Origin of the sequence: Pseudomonas sp. NPDC098747 (genome assembly GCF_044760045.1) — a bacterium.
GTDB lineage: Bacteria > Pseudomonadota > Gammaproteobacteria > Pseudomonadales > Pseudomonadaceae > Aquipseudomonas.
The window spans coordinates 59,356-78,548 of the sequence record NZ_JBIWAL010000004.1; the positions used below are offsets into that span (position 1 = coordinate 59,356).

A 19,193-nucleotide genomic window follows, 5' to 3' on the forward strand; every position below is an offset into this window, starting at 1 on the left:
AGGGACAGCCTTCAGGCAAAGTTTTTTCGCGGGACGAGAGAAACCCAGTAACGGGTGCGCGTATGCACGTCGATTGGCAGGCTCGCTGCCAGTAATGAAAGGACTTGATCGGTATTGTCGAGGCGGAAACTGCCGGTGATGCGCAAAGACTCCAGCGCCGGATCCCAGCGCAACAGCCCGGAACGATAACGGCTCAACTCGCGCAGGAAATCCCCCAGCGGTTGGTTCTGCGCCATCAACACACCTTCACGCCAGCCCGGCATCAAGGCATCGAACGCTGCGACAGGTCCGGCGCCCGACGCTTGCAGACTGACCTGCTGGCCTTGATTCAAAATCAGCGCCGGCCCGTGCAGCGGTTGCAACTGCACCGCGCCACTGACCACCGAGACGCGGCATTCACGCTCGCTGAGACGCAGGCAGACTTCACTGCGACTGACGTTGATTCGCCCGTAAGGCGCGTTGATCATCATGGCTGACTGGCCGGGAACGTTGAGCGCTATCTCGCCGCGCACCAGCGTCAATTGACGGGCAGCCAGATCAACGTTGACCGCACTGTCCGTGTTCAACCGCAACGAACTGCCATCCGCCAACAGTGTTTGGCTGTGCTCGCCAGTGCCGGTGTACAAATCAGCGCGCCAGACGTCCAGCGGCAATGGCCGACTGATCAGCCACGCCGCCGGCACCAGTGCCGCCAAACCCAGCGCACGTTTCAGTGCTGCCCGGCGTGCCGGATCCGGGCGATCCAGTGTGGCCATGGCCAATGCTGAAGGCAGGCCGGAAAAACGTTCTCGCAACAGCTGAATCTTCTGCCAGGCGTTTTCATGGCGGTTATCGCTGCTGCGCCAGTTTTGCAGGCGTTTGTGATCGTCATCCGTGGCCTCGCCCGATTCCAGCAACGCCAACCAATGCGCAGCAGCCCGAGCCACTTCACGCGCTTCGTCGCTTGGGGCAACACGCATCAGAAATCCACCAGCAAGCAATGCTCGTACGCCTGCGCCATGTAGCGTTTGACCGTGCGTTCAGAGACTTGCAAGCGTTCGGCAATATCGCGATAGCCGAGCCCTTCGAGCTGGCTCCACAAAAATGCTCGGCGCACTGCTCGCGGCAAACCATCAAGCAACTCATCCAGCGCTTGCAGGGTTTCCAGCAGCAACCAACGCTGCTCCGGCGAAGGCACGCTCTCCTCCGGCAATTGCGCCAGTGCTAGCAGATAGGCTTTTTCGAGGTTGCGACGGGTGTAGAAATTGCTCAGCAGGCGTTTGCCCACGGTCAGCAGATAGGCTCGCGGTTCCTGAATATCGACCAGGGGTTGCGCACTGCACAGCACGCGCATGAAGGTGTCCTGACTCAGATCCGCTGCATCCCAGGCGTTGCCCATGCGCCGCCGCAGCCAGGTTTCCAGCCAGCCCCGATGATCCCGGTACAGGTCGTGCAGGTTCTGCTCCGAGGGCGCTGCTGCTTCAATCATCTCAAGAGACCCTGCGCGAAGTTAGATTCAAATGAGACTGATTCTAATTAACTTCGCGTGTGACACAAAGGTCTTTTTATTGGTCAGGCCATGCGCGAACGCTTGAGGGTCTCGCTCGGCAGCTCTTTGAATAGCGCCCGGTAGCTGCTGGAAAACCGCCCCAGATGCCAGAACGACCAGTGCATGGCCACTTCTGCAACGGTGGTTTCCGTCGGTCTGCGCTTGAGCAATTCGCGGTGCGCGCTGTTCAACCGGCGCAAGCGCAACCAATGGCTCGGCGTCATCCCGGTGAAATGCTTGAAAGCTTGCTGCAACTGCCGCAGCGGAACACCGGCCACCTGCGAAAGCTCAAGCAGATTCAGCGTGTCTTCGGGTGAATCCGCAGCCCATTCGCCGACGCGCTTCATGATCGTTCGCTCTTCGGTCCGGCGCTGCAAGCCGCCGCGATCCAGATGCACCCGAGCGTTATCGAGGATAAACAGGCAGTCTTCAAGCAACTGCTGAGTCAGTGCCTCTTTTTCAATCAGATCAATCGGTTGCGTCAACTTCGTGAGAGTTGAGCTTAACCAGCGACTGAACAAGGCGTTCTGTCCGCCATTGAGCGGCGCCATGAACAAGCCTTCGAGTTTGGCCACATCCAGACCGTGTTGGCGGACGAATTCCGGGCCGAACACCACGGCAATTTCCTGGTAGTTCTCCGGGGTGATCCAGATGTTGCGGCTCTCTTCATTGAGCAGGTACAGCGCGTTGTCACTGCGATCAAAACAGAACGCCAAAGCACCCGATGGTGCGCTGAAATTCTGCTCGACCCGGGTGTTCATCTGCTCTTCGTAGACCTCGACACCTTGCAGATCCAGATAGCGAATCTGCCCGGCGAAATGGCCCGGCGACATCTGTTGGTAATGCTGGACCCAGCCCGGCGTGGCGCGGACTTGCTCGGCCACATCGGCGGTATTGAATGCTTGGACCTGGAGCGAATTGCACGTTGTCATGGGCGACCTTGCGCACTCTTTTGGTGCGCTTTGGTGTGTTTAAAGTGGATAGATGGAACTGCAAGGCTCGCCCAAGATAGTCGTCAACGCGCTACAGGGGAAGGGGCGGAAGATGAAACCCGCCCTCCCCGGCGTCAATAAAACCAATAACGAGGTCTTTATGAATGCCCCTTTCGATCAGCTGCTCACTTGGCTGAAAGATCACAAGATTACCGAAGTTGAATGTGTGGTCAGCGACCTGACCGGCATTGCCCGCGGCAAGATCGCACCGACCAACAAGTTCCTGCATGAGCGAGGCATGCGCCTGCCGGAAAGTGTGCTGCTGCAAACGGTAACCGGGGATTTTGTCGACGACGACATCTATTACGACCTGCTCGACCCGGCCGACATCGACATGGTCTGCAAGCCTGTGGCGGATGCGGTATACGTGATTCCATGGGCGATCGAGCCGACCGCCATCGTCATCCACGACACCTTCGACAAGTTCGGCAACCCGATCGAACTGTCGCCGCGCAACGTGCTGAAGAAAGTCCTGCAGCTTTACACCGATAAAGGCTGGAAGCCGATTGTTGCGCCGGAAATGGAGTTCTACCTGACCCAGCGCTGCGAAGATCCGGACCTGCCGCTCAAAGCGCCGCTGGGCCGCTCGGGCCGCGCCGAAAGTGGTCGGCAGTCGTTCTCCATCGATGCCGCCAACGAATTCGATCCGCTGTTCGAAGACGTCTACGACTGGTGCGAACTGCAAGGCCTGGACCTCGACACACTGATCCACGAAGACGGCCCGGCGCAGATGGAAATCAACTTCCGTCACGGCGACGCCTTGGATCTGGCCGACCAGATCACCGTGTTCAAACGCACCATGCGTGAGGCGGCACTCAAGCACAACGTCGCCGCAACGTTCATGGCCAAGCCGATCGGCGACGAGCCGGGCAGCGCCATGCATATTCACCAGAGCGTGGTGGAAATCGCCACCGGCAAACCCATCTTCGCCACCGCTGACGGGCAGATGAGCGAGTTGTTTCTGCATTACATCGGCGGTTTGCAGAAGTACATCCCGAAAGTCCTGCCGATGTTTGCGCCCAACGTGAACTCGTTCCGCCGCTTCCTGCCGGACACCTCGGCGCCGGTGAACGTTGAATGGGGCGTAGAAAACCGCACCGTCGGCTTGCGTGTGCCGACGTCCAGCCCTGAGGCGATGCGTGTTGAAAACCGCTTGCCGGGCGCCGATGCCAACCCTTACCTGGCGATAGCCGCAAGTCTGCTCTGCGGTTACCTGGGCATGGTCGAGAAGATCGAGCCAAGTGCGGGCGTCGAAGGTCGTGCTTACGAGCGTCGCAACCTGCGCCTGCCGATCACCATCGAAGAAGCGCTGACGCAGATGGAAGAGTGCGCCACCGTGGCCGAGTATCTGGGCAGCAAGTTCGTCCGTGGTTACGTCGCGGTGAAGCGTGCCGAGCATGAAAACTTCAAGCGCGTGATCAGTTCGTGGGAGCGCGAGTTCCTGATGATGAGCGTCTGATACCTGCGTAAATCCCTTGTGGGAGCGAGCTTGCTCGCGAAAGCGGTGAGTCAGGCGACGTCGATGGTGCCTGTACTGACGCATTCGCGAGCAAGCTCGCTCCCACAGGGGAAGATGAACGCCTGAATAATCCAACAACTCCAAGAAGAGGTGTCGATATGCGTCTATTGAAATCCCTGATCCCGCTCAGCCTGAGCGTTTTGTTCAGTGCCGTAGCCCATGCCCAGCCAAAGGTCAGCGTCTACAACTGGACTGACTACATCGGTGAAACCACTCTCGCCGACTTCCAGAGCCAGACCGGGATCAAGGTGATCTACGACGTTTTCGACTCCAACGAAACTCTCGAAGGCAAGCTCCTCGCCGGCCGTACTGGCTATGACGTGGTGGTGCCGTCCAACCACTTCCTCGCCCGTCAGGTAAAAGCCGGGGCGTTCCTCAAGCTGGATCGCGCGCAGTTGCCGAACTGGAAGAACCTCGACCCGAAACTGCTCGAACTGCTGGAGAAAAACGACCCGGGCAACGAGCATTCCGTGCCGTATCTGTGGGGCACCAACGGCATCGGCTACAACGTCGACAAGGTCAAGCAAGTGCTAGGCATCGATCACATCGATTCCTGGGCCGTGCTGTTCGAACCGGAAAACCTGAAAAAACTCAGCCAGTGCGGCGTGTCGATGATGGACTCCGCCGACGAAGTCTTCCCGGCCATCCTCAACTACATGGGCCTGGACCCACGCAGCGAGAATCCCGAAGACTATAAGAAAGCCGAAGCCAAACTGCTGAGCATTCGCCCGTACATCACCTACTTCCACTCGTCGAAATACGTGTCGGACCTGGCCAATGGCGACATCTGCGTGGCCTTCGGTTATTCCGGCGACGTGTTCCAGGCGGCCAATCGTGCCAAAGAAGCCAAGAACGGCGTGAACATCGCCTATGCGATCCCGAAAGAAGGCGCCAACCTGTGGTTCGATCTGTTGGCAATTCCGGCCGACGCGGGCAATACCAAAGAAGCTCACGCCTTCATCAATTACCTGCTCGATCCGCAAGTGATCGCCAAGGTCAGCGGTTCGGTCGGTTACGCCAACCCGAACCCGGCCGCCAAGCAGTACATGGATCAGGAGCTGGTCAACAACCCTGAGGTTTATCCGTCGCAAGCGGTGCTCGACAAGCTCTACATCTCCTCTACCCCGCCCCAGGCGATCATGCGTTTGATGACCCGTTCCTGGAGCAAAGTGAAGTCAAACAAATGAACCAGCACAGCCACGAACACGCCCGCTCCTACTACGCAGCCTCGGCTCGGGCGACCACACCCTACCCTGTCCTGGACGGTGATCTGAGCGTCGATGTCTGCGTGATCGGCGGCGGGTTCACTGGGGTCAACACCGCCATCGAACTGGCTCAGCGCGGGCTGTCGGTGGTGTTGATCGAGGCGCGGCGGATTGGCTGGGGCGCCAGTGGTCGCAACGGCGGCCAGTTGATCCGCGGGATTGGCCACGAAGTCGAAGGTTTCGCCAAGTATGTGGGTCAGGAAGGTGTGCGCTATTTACAGCGCGCCGGGATCGACTCGGTGGACCTGGTGCGCCAGCGCATCACTGACAACGGCATCGAATGCGATATGCGCTGGGGCTTCTGTGAGCTGGCGAATACGACCGCGCAATTTGCAGCGTTCAAGGACGAACAAGTCAGCCTCGCCGAACTCGGCTACGCCCATGAAACCCGACTGGTCGGACCTGAGCAGATTCGCCAGCAAGTGGTGAATGCCGAGGGTTATGCGGGCGGTCTGATCGACATAGGCTCGGGGCACCTGCATCCACTGGATCTGGTGCAAGGCGAAGCGCGACTGGCGGCGTCACTTGGCGTGAAAATATTCGAGCAGAGCCCGGTAGTGGAAATCATCCACGGCGCAACGGCTCAGGTGCGCTGCGCCACGGGCACTGTGCGTGCCGGCAGTCTGGTGCTCGGGTGCAACGCGCATCTGGATGAGCTCGAACCGCAACTCAGCGGCAAAGTGTTGCCCGCCGGTAGCTACATCATCGCCACCGAGCCTTTGTCCGCAGAACGCGCCGCGCAACTGATCCCGCAGAACCTGGCCCTGTGCGATCAGAAAGTGGGCCTCGATTACTACCGGCTCTCGGCGGACCGGCGCTTGCTGTTCGGCGGTGCCTGTCATTACTCCGGGCGAGACCCGGCAGACATCGCCGCTTACATGCGCCCGAAGATGCTCAAGGTCTTCCCGCAACTGGCCGACGTGCGCATCGATTATCAGTGGGGCGGCAAGATCGGTATCACTGCCAACCGTTTTCCTCAAGTCGGGCGCCTCAAACAGCACCCGAACGTGTTCTATGCCCAGGGCTATTCCGGCCATGGCCTGAACGTCACCCACTGGTGCGCCAAACTGCTCGGCGAGGCGATTCATGTTGGCCACAGTCAGGGCATGGACGTGTTCAGCGGCGTGCCGCACATGACCTTCCCCGGCGGCCCGGCCCTGCGTTCGCCTTTGTTGGCGTTGGGCATGTTCTGGTATCGCCTGCGCGAACTCATGGGTTAACCCGATAACCACGCCAATCCCGCGATGATGATCGTTCCCATGCTCTACGTGGGAACGTCCATTGCCAGACAAATTGATGTGTACATTTCACCTTCGAATCAGTATTCATAGCGTCCTTGCGCTAGTCATATTTGCTCTATCGCTAAGCACTTCTATATTGATGAAGTGCTTTTGCGTTCCTGACGCTCAGTGCCCAATTATTAAAGGAGGACAGGAATGAAGTCGTCAGCCATCGACGAGCCACGAGCACCAGGTCAAGCGCCCATCAAAACCCGTCGCTTCAGCATATCGCTGGTGTGGATCGTGCCGATTGTCGCGGTGCTTGTGGGTATTTCGCTGGTGGTGCACAACCTGATGCAGGAAGGGCCGACCATCACCATCAACTTCAAGACCGGCAGCGGTCTGGTGGCGAACAAGACCGAGGTCAAATACCGCAACGTGGTGATCGGTCAGGTCACCGAGGTTGAATTGAGCGACGACCAGAAAAGCGTCAACGCCACCATCAAACTGGCCAAGCAGGCCGAAAGCTTTACCCGAGAAGACTCACAATACTGGGTAGTACGCCCACGCATTGGCGCTGGCGGAGTTTCCGGCATCGACACCCTGCTCTCCGGCGACTACATCGGCGCCGACATTGGCCAGGCCAACAACCGCGCCAAACAGTTCAAGGGGCTGGAGAACCCGCCGCCGATTACCTACGGCGAACCGGGCAAGCGTTTCATGCTGCACACTCAGGATCTCGGCTCGCTGGACATCGGCTCGCCGGTTTACTACCGCAAGATCCCGGTGGGCCAAGTGGTCGCCTACACCCTCGCGCCGGACGGCAAAGGCGTCGACATCGAAGTGTTCATTCACTCGCCCAACGATGCCTTCGTCACCGAAAACACCCGATTCTGGAACGCCAGTGGCATCGATGTCAGCGTTGGCGCCAACGGCTTCCAGGTCAAGACCGAGTCGTTATCGTCGATGCTGGTCGGCGGCATCGCCTTCCGTGCGCCGGATTACAGCCCCAACGATGTCGCTGCGGCTGATAACAAAAAATTCGAACTGTTCGAAGACCAACTAACTGCCCTCGCCCCGCCCAACGGCAAGGCGCAATACCTGAGCCTGCGCTTCGACCAATCCCTGCGCGGCCTCAAGGTGGGCGCACCGGTGGAGTTCCTCGGCATGGAGATTGGCCGCGTGGTGGCGATCAATCTGGATTTCGACGCGAAAAAGCGTAGCTTTCCGCTGAACGTCGGCATCGTCATTTACCCGCAGCGCCTCGGCCTGGCCTACAGCAAAATGCTCACGGCGTTCAAGCACGACCCCAATGACGAAGCCGCTGGCATACGCCTGATGGGCACCTTTATCGAAAATGGCCTGCGCGCCCAGGCCCGCAGTGGCAACCTGCTGACGGGCCAGTTGTATGTGGCGCTGGACTTCTTCCCTAAAGCCGAGAAAGTCACCTTCGATCCAACTGCTCGCCCCGTGGTCATACCGACCGTGCCTGGCAGTCTCGAACAATTGCAGGAAAAACTCGAAGCGATGGTCGACAAGATCAACAAACTGCCGGTTGAACGGATCGCCAACAACCTCGATGGCAACCTGGTCGAGTTGCGCAAAGGCCTGACCCAGTTCAATGCGAAAACCTTGCCGGGCGTGCAGAGCACCCTCGCCGACGTCAGCAAAACCTTGCAGTCCGCCAACTCGACACTGGCCGAGGATTCACCGCAGCGGGAAAAAATCAACGAGACCCTCGACGAACTTGGACGCATGTCGCGCTCCCTGCGTGAGTTCTCGGATTATCTGGGCCGTCATCCGGAATCGTTGATTCGCGGGCGTCCCGAAAACGCTGGGCCGATGGACCTCAAAGGGCCGCCACGCAATTGAGCACAGGAGCTAAACCATGGCTTTACCGCTGAAGATCACCGTGCTCGCTGCGTTTATGCTGCTTGGCGCTTGCCGCAGCGACCCGATCAGCTTTCATACCCTGACCCCGGTCCAGCCGGGTGCCGGCCGCAGCGGCTCGGAGATCGCCATTGAAGGCATCACCGTTCCGCCGCAAGTCGATCGCCCACAAATCGTTATCCGCCAGGGCAACAGTGGTCTGGCGATACTGGAGACGGAATGGTGGGGCGCGTCGCTTGCGGATGAACTGCGCAGTGCCTTGATCGATCAACTGAGCAGCGCCAGCGGCCAGCAGAAACTCTCGGTGCGCGTGGACGTGCAACGCTTTGATTCGATTCCCGGCCAGTACGGCTTGATCGACGTCAAATGGCGTTTGCGGCCACTCGGCGCGGCTGACAGTTCACTGCTGACCTGCCGTTCCGTCCTGCAAACGCCATCAGGGCCAAGCATCGACGAACTGGTCTCGGCGCAGCAAAACAACGTCAAACGTCTGGCCGCACAAATCACTCAGGCTGCCGGTTCACGCGGTTGCCCACCCTCCTCCTGATCAGAGATCGAAGCGATCCACCGCCCGCCGCCGCTCGTTGTCATCACGCACATCGTAGTTGGCGGTGGTCTGGATGTTGCTGTGATGCGCAAGCTTCTGCGCGATCGACAGATCATGCTCTTCGATCACCCGGGTGATGAACGAACGACGGAAATCGTGGGGCATGATCTTCACCCCGACCTGTGTGCCGCGCTGACGAGCGATGTAGTAGATCGCGTGTTTGGTGATGCGCTCACGGGTGATATGGCTGCCACGCCGGATGCGGTTGAACAGAAACCCGTCATCGCTTTCACCTTCCTTGAGCTGTGACCGACGCAGTTCCAACCACGCATCGAGCTTGGCGAACGCCCACGCCGGGGCGTACTTGATCAGTTGTTTGTTGCCCTTGCCGATGACAGTCAGGCTGCGCTCAGTGAAATCGACCTGATTCAAATCCAGATCCACCGACTCGGACTTGCGCATGCCGGTGCCGTACAGCAGCGCAATCACTGCGGCGTCACGCAGCCCCTGCGGACGCGGATCGGCGGCGCAGACTTCCATCAATTCGCGAATCAGCGTGCGTTTGAGATTACGCCCCTGCGACAGCCGCGTGCCGGCGATGCCTTTGACCGAACGGATTTTCAGCAGGTGATCCTGACTGATCAGGCTCATGCGCCAGGCTTCGTTCATCACCCCGCGCACGGCATTGACGTACAACGAAGACGTGTTGGGCGCATAGCCGTCGGCGCGCAATGCGGCGACCAGGGCAACAACATCTTCGGGTTGCAGTGCGTGCCAGGGGATTTCCTCGATATTTTCTTCTTCGAAACCGAGGCGGTCGGCGGCGTCCTGCAGGACATAGCGCATGGTCAGTTGGCTGGAAGGCGCCAGGCGTGCCAGATAAAGCGTCAGCGGATTAGTGTTGGACGGGGAAGATGGGGTACTCGACAAGTCAATCAAACGAAAGGGCCTTGAATAAAAACAGTTCAATAAAACAACTTAAAAGTGCAACGAAACTTATATAAGCGGCGACTCTTGCGTAGGACTTTTCTACTAAAAATGCCGATAAGCGGAAGAAGTCTGAACGATCGCTGTATGACTCACAGTTAGACGATTAACCGACCGTTTTTTCATGTTCCTTTGACAAAAACCGGCATAACCTTAATGACAACAGGTTGCCCCGCAAGGCCTACAACCTGCCGTCCGCGGGCGTAAAAGTCAATCAGACATTCCCCGGGCGGTACCCCAAACCATTGAATTTCCGTGTTTTTCAGACAATTGGCTGAAGGTTGGCTGTCGCCTCGAGGTTCTTATGAGTCAAGCGTTCCTGCCGTTCTCCCGGCCGAGTATCGGCGAAGAAGAGATAGCCGTCGTTGAACAAGTATTACGTTCGGGTTGGATAACCACTGGCGCAAAAAATCAGGCATTGGAAGAGCAATTCGCCAACTATGTGGGCTGCCGTCATGCGGTAGCACTTTCATCGGCAACAGGCGGCATGCACATCGCCCTGTTGGCACTTGGCATCGGCCCCGGTGACGAGGTGATCACGCCGTCGCAAACCTGGGTGTCCACCGCCAACATGATCTCGCTGATCGGCGCCAAACCGGTGTTTGTCGACGTCGACCGCGACACCCTGATGACCGACGTTGCCCCCATCGAAGCGGCTATCACCCCGCGCACCAAGGCGATTATTCCGGTGCATTACGCTGGCGCCGCGTTCGATCTCGATCCGCTGTACGCCTTGGCCGACAAACACGGCATCGCCGTTATCGAAGACGCTGCCCACGCTGCCGGCACCCGCTACAAGGGTCGTCACGTCGGCGCGCAAGGCACGGCGATCTTCTCGTTCCACGCGATCAAGAACATGACCTGTGCCGAAGGCGCGATGTTCGTCACCGACGACGAAGCCCTGGCCAACCGCGTGCGCAGGCTCAAGTTTCATGGTCTGGGCGTTGACGCCTACGATCGATTGACCGGCGGCCGCAAGCCTCAGGCACAAGTGATAGAGCCGGGTTTCAAATACAACCTGGCCGACATCAACGCCGCGATTGCCTTGGTGCAACTGCAACGGCTGGATGACATCAACGCCCGTCGCACCGAGTTGGCCACGGCCTATAAGCACAAGCTCGAAGGCCTGCCGGTGCAGCCGTTGGCCCTGCCCGCCTACGCGCAACAGCACGCCTGGCACCTGTTCATTCTGCGCATCGACCGCGAGCACTGCGGCATCGACCGAGAGGCCTTCATGAAAGGTTTGCAGGACCAGGGCATCGGCACCGGTATCCATTTCATCGCCACCCACCTGCACGCCTGGTATCGCCAGCGTGACCCCGACTTGTACCTGCCTAACACCGAATGGAATTCGGCGCGGCTGTGTTCGATTCCGTTGTTCCCCGACATGACCGATCAAGACCTTGATCGGGTGGTCGGCGCCATTTCCAACTTAATGGACAAACGCCCGTGAAGCCCTATCCGATCCGCTGCGTGTCGATTGTCATCCCGGTCTACAACGAACAGGGCAGCCTGCCAGAACTGCTGCGCCGCACCGAAGCGGCGTGCCGGATGCTGCGTCACGACTATGAAATCGTCTTGGTGGACGACGGCAGTCGCGACGACTCCGCAAGCATTCTCGAAGAGGCCGCCACCCGTGAAGACAGCCCGTTCGTGGCCGTCATCCTCAATCGCAACTACGGCCAGCACGCGGCGATCATGGCCGGTTTCGAGCAGTGCAAGGGCGACGTGGTCATTACCCTCGACGCCGACCTGCAGAACCCGCCGGAAGAAATCCCGCGCCTGATCGCCGAGGCTGAAAAAGGCTACGACGTAGTCGGCAGCGTGCGCGGCAATCGTCAGGACTCGGCGTTGCGGCGCTGGCCGTCGAAGCTGATCAACCTCGCCGTGCAACGCTCCACCGGGGTCGCCATGAGCGACTACGGCTGCATGCTCCGCGCTTACCGTCGCACGATCATCGACGCGATGCTCGCCTGCCGCGAGCGCAGCACTTTCATCCCGATCCTCGCCAACAGCTTCGCCCGCCACACCACGGAAATCGTCGTCGCCCACGCCGAACGCGAGCATGGCGATTCGAAGTACAGCCCGATGCGCCTGATCAACCTGATGTTCGACTTGATCACCTGCATGACCACCACACCGCTGCGCCTTTTGAGCATCGTCGGCTTCGCCATGGCCGGGCTTGGCGTGCTGTTTGCCGCCGTGCTGATCGTGTTGCGACTGGTGCTCGGCGCGGGCTGGGCGGGCGATGGCTTGTTCGTGCTGTTCGCCGTGCTGTTCGTGTTCACCGGTGGCCAGTTCATCGGCATGGGCCTGCTCGGCGAATACCTGGGGCGCATGTACAGCGACGTGCGCGCCCGCCCGCGGTTCTTCATTGAAAAGGTCTTGCGCAGCCACGCCTCCAACCCGGCGCCTGCCATCACCGTTGACGGTCTCTCCTCTTCCTCTTCCTCTACTTCTTCTACTTCCGGTCAGGTTCTCTCATGAGCGCAAAAACAGTTGTCTTCGCTTACCACGATATTGGCTGCGCCGGCATTCAAGCGCTGCTCGACAGCGGCTATGACATTGCCGCCGTGTTCACCCACGCCGATGACCCGAAAGAGAACGCTTTCTACGCGTCAGTGGCGCAATTGTGTGCGAGCAAAGGCATCCAGGTGCATGCCCCGGAAGACGTCAATCACCCGCTGTGGATCGAACGCATTGCCAAACTCGACCCTGAGTACCTGTTCTCCTTCTACTACCGCAATCTGCTCAGCGAGCCATTGCTGGCCACCGCCAAAAAAGGCGCGTTCAACCTGCACGGTTCGTTACTCCCGCGTTACCGTGGCCGCGCACCAGCGAACTGGGTGCTGGTCAACGGCGAAAGCGAAACTGGCGTGACCCTGCACCGCATGGTCAAACGGGCCGATGCCGGCGCCATCGTCGCCCAGCAACGCGTGGCCATCGAGCGCAGCGACACCGCGCTGAGCCTGCACGGCAAGCTGCGCATTGCGGCGATTGATCTGTTGCGCGACACCTTGCCGGCCATGCTCCAAGGCAAAGTCAGCGAATCCGCGCAGGACGAATCGCAAGCCAGCGTATTCGGCCGTCGCACACCGGCAGACGGCAAACTGCTTTGGCAGCAACCTGCCGAGCAACTGTTCAATCTGGTTCGCGCCGTGACTCAGCCGTATCCAGGCGCCTTCTGCGCGGTGGGCGAGCACAAGCTGATCGTCTGGAGCGCCGAGGTCGTCAAAGGCAACGCAGGCCAGGCACCGGGCCGCGTCATCAGCGTTAATCCGCTGCGCATTGCCTGCGGTGAAGACTCGCTGGTGATCCATTCCGGTCAGCGCAACGACAACGGCCTGTACCTCAGCGGCCCGCAACTGGCCAATGAATTGGGCCTGGTCGACGGCTCGCTGCTGCGCGGTACCGAGTCCGCCCGTGCGCCACGCCGCACCCGCGTGCTGATCCTTGGCGTCAACGGTTTCATCGGCAATCACTTGTCCGAGCGTTTGCTGCGTGATGACCGCTACGAGGTGTATGGCCTCGACATCGGTTCCGACGCCATCGAGCGTCTGCGCAGCCATCCGCACTTCCACTACGTCGAAGGCGACATCAGCATTCACTCTGAGTGGATCGAGTACCACATCAAGAAATGCGACGTGGTCCTGCCGCTGGTAGCGATTGCCACGCCAATTGAATACACGCGCAATCCGCTGCGGGTATTCGAACTCGATTTCGAAGAAAACCTCAAACTGGTGCGCTACTGCGTCAAATACAACAAACGCGTGATCTTCCCGTCGACCTCGGAAGTCTATGGCATGTGCCAGGACCAGAACTTCGACGAAGACACCTCCAACCTGATCGTCGGCCCGATCAACAAACAGCGCTGGATCTACTCGGTGTCCAAGCAACTGCTGGATCGGGTGATCTGGGCCTACGGCGCCAAAGGCCTGAATTTCACTCTGTTCCGCCCCTTCAACTGGATGGGCCCACGCCTTGATCGTCTGGACTCGGCGCGTATCGGCAGCTCCCGCGCGATCACGCAACTGATCCTCAATCTGGTCGAAGGCACGCCGATTCGCCTGTTCGACGGTGGCGAGCAGAAACGCTGCTTCACCGACATCGCCGACGGCGTCGAAGCACTGGCGCGGATCATCGATAACGACAACGACGTCTGCAACGGCCAGATCATCAACATCGGCAACCCGGACAACGAGGCCAGCATCCGGCAGTTGGGCGAAGAGTTGCTGCGCCAGTTCGAAGCGCACCCGCTGCGCCACAACTTTCCGCCGTTCGCCGGGTTCCGCGACGTCGAGAGCAAGGCGTTCTACGGTGCCGGTTACCAGGACGTCGAACACCGCAAACCGAGCATCGCCAACGCCAGGCAGCTGCTCGACTGGACGCCGACCGTGGAAATGCGCGAGACCATCGGCAACACGCTGGACTTCTTCCTGCGCGAAGCCATGCGTGAAATCGCTTCGCTATCGAAAAAAGAGGCGAGCTGATGCAGGCCGGTCTACGCATTGACGTCGACACCTGGCGCGGCACCCGCGAAGGTGTGCCGCGCCTCTTGGAAATACTCGACGAGGCGCAGATCAAGGCAACGTTTTTCTTCAGTGTCGGCCCCGACAACATGGGCCGGCATCTGTGGCGCCTGATCCGTCCGCAGTTTTTGTGGAAGATGCTCCGTTCCAACGCGGTCGGCCTGTATGGCTGGGACATTCTGCTGGCCGGCACCGCGTGGCCGGGCAAACCGATTGGTCGCGACCTCGGGCACCTGATGCGTCAGGCCCGCGACGCCGGACATGAAGTCGGCCTGCACGCTTGGGATCACCACGGCTGGCAAGCCAATGCCGGGCGCTGGAGCGAGGCAAAACTGATCGAGCAGATCCGCCAGGGCGTCGACACGTTGAGCGACATTCTTGGCGAGAAAGTCGAGTGTTCGGCCGCTGCCGGTTGGCGTGCCGACGCGCGTGTGATTGAGGCCAAGCAAGCCTTCGGCTTTCGCTACAACAGCGATTGCCGGGGCTCGCGGCTGTTCCGCCCTTTGTTGGCGGACGGCACGCCGGGCACACCGCAGATTCCGGTGGACCTGCCGACTTTCGACGAGATCGTCGGCCCCATCGTCGCGGCGCGGGATTTCAACGCGTTCATCCTCGATCACTTCCGCCCGCACCAGCTCAACACCTACACCATCCATGCCGAAGTAGAAGGGATTCTGATGGCTCGGGACTTTCGCCAATTGTTGGCCGATGCACGCCAGCGAAACATCGACTTCAAACCGCTGGGCGACTTGTTGCCCGAGTTCCTCAATACCTTGCCCGTGGGTCGCGTGGAGCGCGGCGCCCTTGAAGGTCGTGAAGGCTGGCTGGGAGTGCAAGGCGCATGACCAAACGTTGGGCATTGCCGCTGCTGTTACTGGGAATCTGCCTGCTGGCGTATCTGCTGCCACTGGGCAGCCATGGTTTGTGGATTCCCGACGAAACCCGCTACGCGCAAATCAGCCAGGAAATGCTGCTGAGCGGCAATTGGGTGTCGCCGCATTTCATGAGCCTGCGCTACTTCGAGAAACCGATTGCCGGTTACTGGATGATCGCCCTCGGTCAGGGCTTGTTCGGGCAGAACCTGTTCGGCGTGCGCTTTGCCTCGGCGTTGAGCACCGGTTTGAGCGTGTTGCTGTGCTACCTGATCGCCCGACGGATGTGGAGCGAGCCGCGTAAAAGCTTCGTCTGCGCCCTGCTCTACATGAGTTTCACCATCGTCGCCGGCCAGGCCGGGTACGCCAACCTCGATCCGCAGTTCACCTTGTGGGTCAACCTGAGTCTGGTAGCGCTGTGGTTTGCCCTCGACAGTCAATCTCGCGGCAAGCGCATGACTGCCTGGGCCGTGCTGGGGCTGGCGTGCGGCATGGGGTTCATGACCAAAGGCTTTCTCGCCTGGTTATTACCGGTGCTGATCGCGGTGCCCTGGCTGCTCTGGCAAAAGCGCTGGCGTGAGCTGTTGCTGTACGGCCCGGTGGCGATTGCCATCGCGATCATCATCAGCCTGCCGTGGGTGCTGGCCGTGCATGCGCAGGAGCCGGATTACTGGCGGTTCTTCTTCTGGCATGAACACATCCGTCGCTTTGCCGGCGACAACGCCCAACACGATGCGCCGTGGTGGTTTTACCTGCCGCTGCTGATCGCCTTCAGCCTGCCGTGGGCCGGTTTGTTGCCGGCCACGTTCAAGCAGGCGTGGCAAACCCGCACTCAGCCTCATGTGGTGTTCCTGCTGCTGTGGCTGTTAATGCCGCTGCTGTTTTTCAGCCTGAGCAACGGTAAGCTGCCGACCTACATTCTGCCGTGCCTGCTGCCGCTGGCGTTGCTGTTGGGCAATGCATTGGCCGACCGTTTGCGTATGGAGCAGTCTCAAGCGCTGAGCCTCAATGGCCTGCTGAATCTGTTGCTCGGCGGCGTCGCCCTGCTGGTGCTGGTTTATCTGCAATTGAACCGGCCGCTGTACGACCACGAATTGCACAGCCTGATGTTGGTGTTTATCGCCCTGATCGGCTGGCTCATCGCCAACCTGCTGCAAGCCTTTCTACCCCTGCAATGCTGGGCGGCGCCGGCCTTTGGCAGTCTGCTGCTGGTCGCGCTGTTGCCGGCGGCGCTGCCCAAATCGGTGGTCGCCAACAAGATGCCCGATCAGTTTATTCGGCATCACCTCAGCGAACTGGCGCAGACCACGCACTTGCTCAGCAACGATCTGGGCGCCGCTGCTGCCCTGGCCTGGCGCCTGAAACGGCCGCAAGTCGACTTGTACAACACGATAGGCGAATTGAAATATGGCCTTGCCTATCCTGACGCCATTCAACAACGGGTCGATCCCGATCAAGTGCAACAGTGGATGCGCGAGGCTCGCCGCAGTGGTTCAGTCGGCGTGGTGATGCGCGTCAAGGGGCAGGACGAACTGGACGAAATCGATCGATTGCCAAAGGACGGCATCCGTTACGAACAGGGCAATCTGGTGATCATGATTCTTCCCAAGGAGGCGTCATGAGCCTGTTGCTGCTGTTGGCCGCGTGCCTGCTGACCTGCCTGGGCCAGATTGCGCAAAAGTACGCCGTGGAGAGTTGGCGCGGTGCTGATTCGCGCTGGGCCGAAAAACTGCGCTCGCCGTGGTTGTGGCTGGCGCTGCTCGCGCTCGGCGCGGGGCTGCTGGTGTGGCTGCTGGTGTTGCAGCGTCTGGAAGTTGGCGTCGCCTACCCGATGCTCAGCCTCAATTTTGTGTTGATCACCCTGATCGCGCGCTTCGTCTTCCGTGAACCCATCGACCGTCAGCATTGGCTCGGCGTTGCGCTGGTGATCGGCGGCGTGGTTCTGCTGGGGCAACAGGCATGAGCGTGCGCCGTGGAATCGCCTTCGCATTGGGAAGCGTGTTGCTGGCCAGCGCTGCCCAACTAGGCATGCGCTGGAGCATGACGCGCCTGCCTGCGCCCGAGCATTGGCTGGCAATCGATAGCCTCGACCTTCGCGCATTGACCGTGGTCGTTTCAGCCATTTTTGCCTACGCCCTGTCGATGCTCTGCTGGCTCGCGGCACTGCGCGATCTGCCACTGGGCCGCGCCTATTCGCTGCTGAGCATCAGCTATGCGCTGGTGTACGTGCTGGCGGCCAGTCTGCCGCTGTTCAACGAAGCCTTCAGTTTTACCAAATCACTGGGCGTGGCGCTGGTCATGCTTGGGGTCATCACCATCAACACTCGTCCGGCCCATGCGCCAGCATTCAGGAGTGCTCCATGAAAATCACAGTATTTGGCAGCGGTTACGTTGGCCTGGTGCAGGCCGCTGTGTTGGCCGAGGTCGGGCATGACGTCGTATGCATGGACGTCGACCAGAAGAAGGTCGACCTGCTGTGCCAAGGGCATGTCAGTATCTTCGAACCGGGGCTGGCCAGTCTGGTGCGCGAAGGTCTGGATTCGAAACGCCTGTTGTTCACCACCGATGAAAAACTCGCCGTGCAGCACGGCCGGGTGGCGTTCATTGCGGTGGGTACGCCATCGCGTGAAGACGGCTCGGCCGATCTGCGCTATGTGCTCTCGGTCGGCGATGCGATTGCGCGACACCGTGAACAACCGCTGATTCTGGTGGAGAAGTCCACGGTGCCGGTGGGCACGGGCGACACCTTGCGCACGCACATCGAGAAGGCGCTGATCAAGGTTGGTCGATTGCTGCATTTCGATATCGTCTCCAACCCGGAGTTTCTCAAGGAAGGTTCCGCCGTCGCCGATTGCCGGCGTCCTGACCGCATCGTTATCGGCTGCGAGGGCGATGAGGTACGCGACGTGATGCGAGATTTGTACGCGCCGTTCAATCGTAACCACGACCGCATCATGTTCATGGACCTGCGCAGCGCCGAGCTGACCAAATACGCCGCCAATTGCATGCTGGCGACCAAGATCAGCTTCATCAACCAGATCGCCGAGCTGGCCGAACACCTGGGCGCCGACATCGAATCGGTCCGTCAGGGCATCGGCGCCGACACGCGCATCGGTTACCACTTTATCTATCCGGGTTGCGGCTATGGCGGCTCGTGCTTTCCCAAGGACATGCGCGCCTTGATCCACAGTGCCGAACAGGCGCATTGCTCCAGCGACTTGCTGCAAGCAGTCGAAGCGATCAACCAGCGGCAGAAACATAAACTGTTCGAACGCATCAACGCGTTCTACCAGGGCGACTTGCGCGGCAAGACCTTCGCGCTGTGGGGTCTGGCGTTCAAACCCAACACCGACGACATGCGCGATGCGCCGAGCCGGGTCTTGCTGGAAGAACTCTGGGCCGCCGGCGCTAGCGTGCGCGCGTTCGACCCGGAAGCCATGCAAGAAACCCAGAACCTCTATCCGGACGAAGCAAAACTGATGTTGATGGGCACGCCCGAGTCGGTATTGCCCGGCGCCGACGCACTGATCATCTGCACCGAATGGCAGCAGTTCAAGGCACCGGATTTCGAGCTGATCAAACAACGCCTGAACACTCCGGTGATCTTCGACGGTCGCAACCTGTACGACGCCGAACGGCTGGCGCGCAACGGTTTCCAGTACTTTCCGATGGGCCGTGGCGAATCGCGCAAACTGCCGATCCCGCTGCAGCAATGGCCGCATGCGTCCGACGTCGCCTGAGCGGTTATATATTGCCCGGAACCCTGTGGGAGCGAGCTTGCTCGCGAAGGCGTCAGTTCAGTCAACCCAGTATTGACTGGTACACCGCTTTCGCGAGCAAGCTC

16 protein-coding genes and 1 pseudogene are annotated in these 19,193 nt (G+C 59.9%); 13 read left to right on the plus strand and 4 right to left on the minus strand.

The features are described 5' to 3' along the window. Positions 1–11 precede the first annotated feature (11 nt). From ACIQVE_RS03625 to ACIQVE_RS03635, 3 genes are all read right to left on the minus strand, one after another. The gene (locus tag ACIQVE_RS03625; RefSeq protein WP_402804650.1) at positions 12–959 is read right to left on the minus strand and encodes a FecR domain-containing protein; all 948 of its coding nucleotides are present in this window, start codon (positions 957–959) and stop codon (positions 12–14) included. Then, the gene (locus ACIQVE_RS03630; protein WP_402804652.1) at positions 959–1,468 is read right to left on the minus strand and encodes a sigma-70 family RNA polymerase sigma factor; all 510 of its coding nucleotides are present in this window, start codon (positions 1,466–1,468) and stop codon (positions 959–961) included. Before ACIQVE_RS03630 ends, ACIQVE_RS03625 begins: the two co-directional genes overlap by 1 nt. 83 nt (positions 1,469–1,551) lie before the next feature. Next, positions 1,552–2,460: a helix-turn-helix domain-containing protein gene (locus ACIQVE_RS03635; protein ID WP_402804654.1), complete on the minus strand. Its 909-nt coding sequence runs from the start codon at positions 2,458–2,460 to the stop codon at positions 1,552–1,554. Positions 2,461–2,620: 160 nt separating this feature from the next. Between ACIQVE_RS03635 and ACIQVE_RS03640 the strand changes: the two genes are divergently transcribed. The 5 genes and pseudogenes from ACIQVE_RS03640 to ACIQVE_RS03660 all read left to right on the plus strand — a co-directional run bounded on the left by ACIQVE_RS03640 (position 2,621) and on the right by ACIQVE_RS03660 (position 8,961). Then, positions 2,621–3,979 carry a glutamine synthetase family protein gene (locus ACIQVE_RS03640; RefSeq protein WP_402804656.1) on the plus strand — a complete coding sequence of 453 codons (1,359 nt, stop codon included), beginning with the start codon at positions 2,621–2,623 and terminating at the stop codon, positions 3,977–3,979. A gap of 158 nt (positions 3,980–4,137) precedes the next feature. Further along, a complete protein-coding gene (locus tag ACIQVE_RS03645; RefSeq protein ID WP_402804658.1) occupies positions 4,138–5,226 on the plus strand; it encodes a polyamine ABC transporter substrate-binding protein in 1,089 nt (362 codons plus the stop codon). Continuing rightward, positions 5,187–6,524 (plus strand): annotated as a pseudogene (locus ACIQVE_RS03650) (NAD(P)/FAD-dependent oxidoreductase); the annotation flags it as partial. The gene ACIQVE_RS03645 and the pseudogene ACIQVE_RS03650, both read left to right, overlap by 40 nt. A 216-nt stretch (positions 6,525–6,740) precedes the next feature. Beyond that, positions 6,741–8,396: an intermembrane transport protein PqiB gene (locus ACIQVE_RS03655; RefSeq protein WP_402804660.1), complete on the plus strand. Its 1,656-nt coding sequence runs from the start codon at positions 6,741–6,743 to the stop codon at positions 8,394–8,396. Positions 8,397–8,412: 16 nt separating this feature from the next. Beyond that, the gene (locus tag ACIQVE_RS03660; protein WP_402804662.1) at positions 8,413–8,961 is read left to right on the plus strand and encodes a membrane integrity-associated transporter subunit PqiC; all 549 of its coding nucleotides are present in this window, start codon (positions 8,413–8,415) and stop codon (positions 8,959–8,961) included. On the opposite strand, the gene xerC is transcribed toward ACIQVE_RS03660, so the two are convergent. Then, positions 8,962–9,807 (minus strand): tyrosine recombinase XerC, encoded by an 846-nt coding sequence (gene xerC / locus ACIQVE_RS03665; protein WP_402804901.1) that lies wholly within the window; start codon positions 9,805–9,807, stop codon positions 8,962–8,964. A 445-nt stretch (positions 9,808–10,252) separates the two neighbouring features. On the opposite strand from xerC, the gene arnB reads away from it, so the two are divergent. From arnB to ACIQVE_RS03705, 8 genes are read left to right on the plus strand one after another with little or no spacing between them, the layout of a single operon-like run. After that, complete coding sequence (gene arnB, locus ACIQVE_RS03670; protein ID WP_402804664.1) at positions 10,253–11,401, plus strand: UDP-4-amino-4-deoxy-L-arabinose aminotransferase; 1,149 nt, start codon at positions 10,253–10,255, stop codon at positions 11,399–11,401. Further along, positions 11,398–12,435 carry an undecaprenyl-phosphate 4-deoxy-4-formamido-L-arabinose transferase gene (gene arnC / locus ACIQVE_RS03675; protein WP_402804666.1) on the plus strand — a complete coding sequence of 346 codons (1,038 nt, stop codon included), beginning with the start codon at positions 11,398–11,400 and terminating at the stop codon, positions 12,433–12,435. Before arnB ends, arnC begins: the two co-directional genes overlap by 4 nt. After that, on the plus strand, positions 12,432–14,438 hold the full coding sequence (gene arnA / locus ACIQVE_RS03680) for a bifunctional UDP-4-amino-4-deoxy-L-arabinose formyltransferase/UDP-glucuronic acid oxidase ArnA (protein ID WP_402804668.1): 2,007 nt from the start codon (positions 12,432–12,434) through the stop codon (positions 14,436–14,438). Before arnC ends, arnA begins: the two co-directional genes overlap by 4 nt. Continuing rightward, positions 14,438–15,322, plus strand: coding sequence for a 4-deoxy-4-formamido-L-arabinose-phosphoundecaprenol deformylase (gene arnD, locus ACIQVE_RS03685; protein WP_402804670.1), 885 nt, complete (start codon positions 14,438–14,440; stop codon positions 15,320–15,322). The genes arnA and arnD overlap by 1 nt, the downstream gene beginning before the upstream one ends. Then, on the plus strand, positions 15,319–16,971 hold the full coding sequence (arnT, locus tag ACIQVE_RS03690) for a lipid IV(A) 4-amino-4-deoxy-L-arabinosyltransferase (protein WP_402804671.1): 1,653 nt from the start codon (positions 15,319–15,321) through the stop codon (positions 16,969–16,971). The genes arnD and arnT overlap by 4 nt, the downstream gene beginning before the upstream one ends. Then, positions 16,968–17,312 (plus strand): 4-amino-4-deoxy-L-arabinose-phosphoundecaprenol flippase subunit ArnE, encoded by a 345-nt coding sequence (arnE, locus tag ACIQVE_RS03695; protein ID WP_402804673.1) that lies wholly within the window; start codon positions 16,968–16,970, stop codon positions 17,310–17,312. The genes arnT and arnE overlap by 4 nt, the downstream gene beginning before the upstream one ends. Continuing rightward, entirely contained in the window at positions 17,309–17,713 is a 405-nt protein-coding gene (gene arnF / locus ACIQVE_RS03700) for a 4-amino-4-deoxy-L-arabinose-phosphoundecaprenol flippase subunit ArnF (RefSeq protein WP_402804675.1), read from the plus strand. Before arnE ends, arnF begins: the two co-directional genes overlap by 4 nt. Further along, positions 17,710–19,089, plus strand: a complete 1,380-nt coding sequence (locus tag ACIQVE_RS03705) for a UDP-glucose dehydrogenase family protein (RefSeq protein ID WP_402804677.1) — start codon at positions 17,710–17,712, stop codon at positions 19,087–19,089. Before arnF ends, ACIQVE_RS03705 begins: the two co-directional genes overlap by 4 nt. The last annotated feature ends 104 nt before the right edge of the window (positions 19,090–19,193 follow it).

Bases quoted from the DNA above. Each gene is read 5' to 3' on its own strand.
- ACIQVE_RS03660 (WP_402804662.1), top strand. From the start codon at position 8,413: ATGGCTTTACCGCTGAAGATCACCGTGCTCGCTGCGTTTATGCTGCTT.
- ACIQVE_RS03625 (WP_402804650.1), bottom strand. From the start codon at position 959: ATGCGTGTTGCCCCAAGCGACGAAGCGCGTGAAGTGGCTCGGGCTGCT.
- ACIQVE_RS03645 (WP_402804658.1), top strand. From the start codon at position 4,138: ATGCGTCTATTGAAATCCCTGATCCCGCTCAGCCTGAGCGTTTTGTTC.
- arnF (WP_402804675.1), top strand. From the start codon at position 17,309: ATGAGCGTGCGCCGTGGAATCGCCTTCGCATTGGGAAGCGTGTTGCTG.
- arnD (WP_402804670.1), top strand. From the start codon at position 14,438: ATGCAGGCCGGTCTACGCATTGACGTCGACACCTGGCGCGGCACCCGC.
- ACIQVE_RS03640 (WP_402804656.1), top strand. From the start codon at position 2,621: ATGAATGCCCCTTTCGATCAGCTGCTCACTTGGCTGAAAGATCACAAG.
- arnA (WP_402804668.1), top strand. From the start codon at position 12,432: ATGAGCGCAAAAACAGTTGTCTTCGCTTACCACGATATTGGCTGCGCC.
- ACIQVE_RS03635 (WP_402804654.1), bottom strand. From the start codon at position 2,460: ATGACAACGTGCAATTCGCTCCAGGTCCAAGCATTCAATACCGCCGAT.
- arnT (WP_402804671.1), top strand. From the start codon at position 15,319: ATGACCAAACGTTGGGCATTGCCGCTGCTGTTACTGGGAATCTGCCTG.
- ACIQVE_RS03655 (WP_402804660.1), top strand. From the start codon at position 6,741: ATGAAGTCGTCAGCCATCGACGAGCCACGAGCACCAGGTCAAGCGCCC.
- ACIQVE_RS03630 (WP_402804652.1), bottom strand. From the start codon at position 1,468: ATGATTGAAGCAGCAGCGCCCTCGGAGCAGAACCTGCACGACCTGTAC.
- ACIQVE_RS03705 (WP_402804677.1), top strand. From the start codon at position 17,710: ATGAAAATCACAGTATTTGGCAGCGGTTACGTTGGCCTGGTGCAGGCC.
- arnB (WP_402804664.1), top strand. From the start codon at position 10,253: ATGAGTCAAGCGTTCCTGCCGTTCTCCCGGCCGAGTATCGGCGAAGAA.
- xerC (WP_402804901.1), bottom strand. From the start codon at position 9,807: ATGCGCTATGTCCTGCAGGACGCCGCCGACCGCCTCGGTTTCGAAGAA.
- arnE (WP_402804673.1), top strand. From the start codon at position 16,968: ATGAGCCTGTTGCTGCTGTTGGCCGCGTGCCTGCTGACCTGCCTGGGC.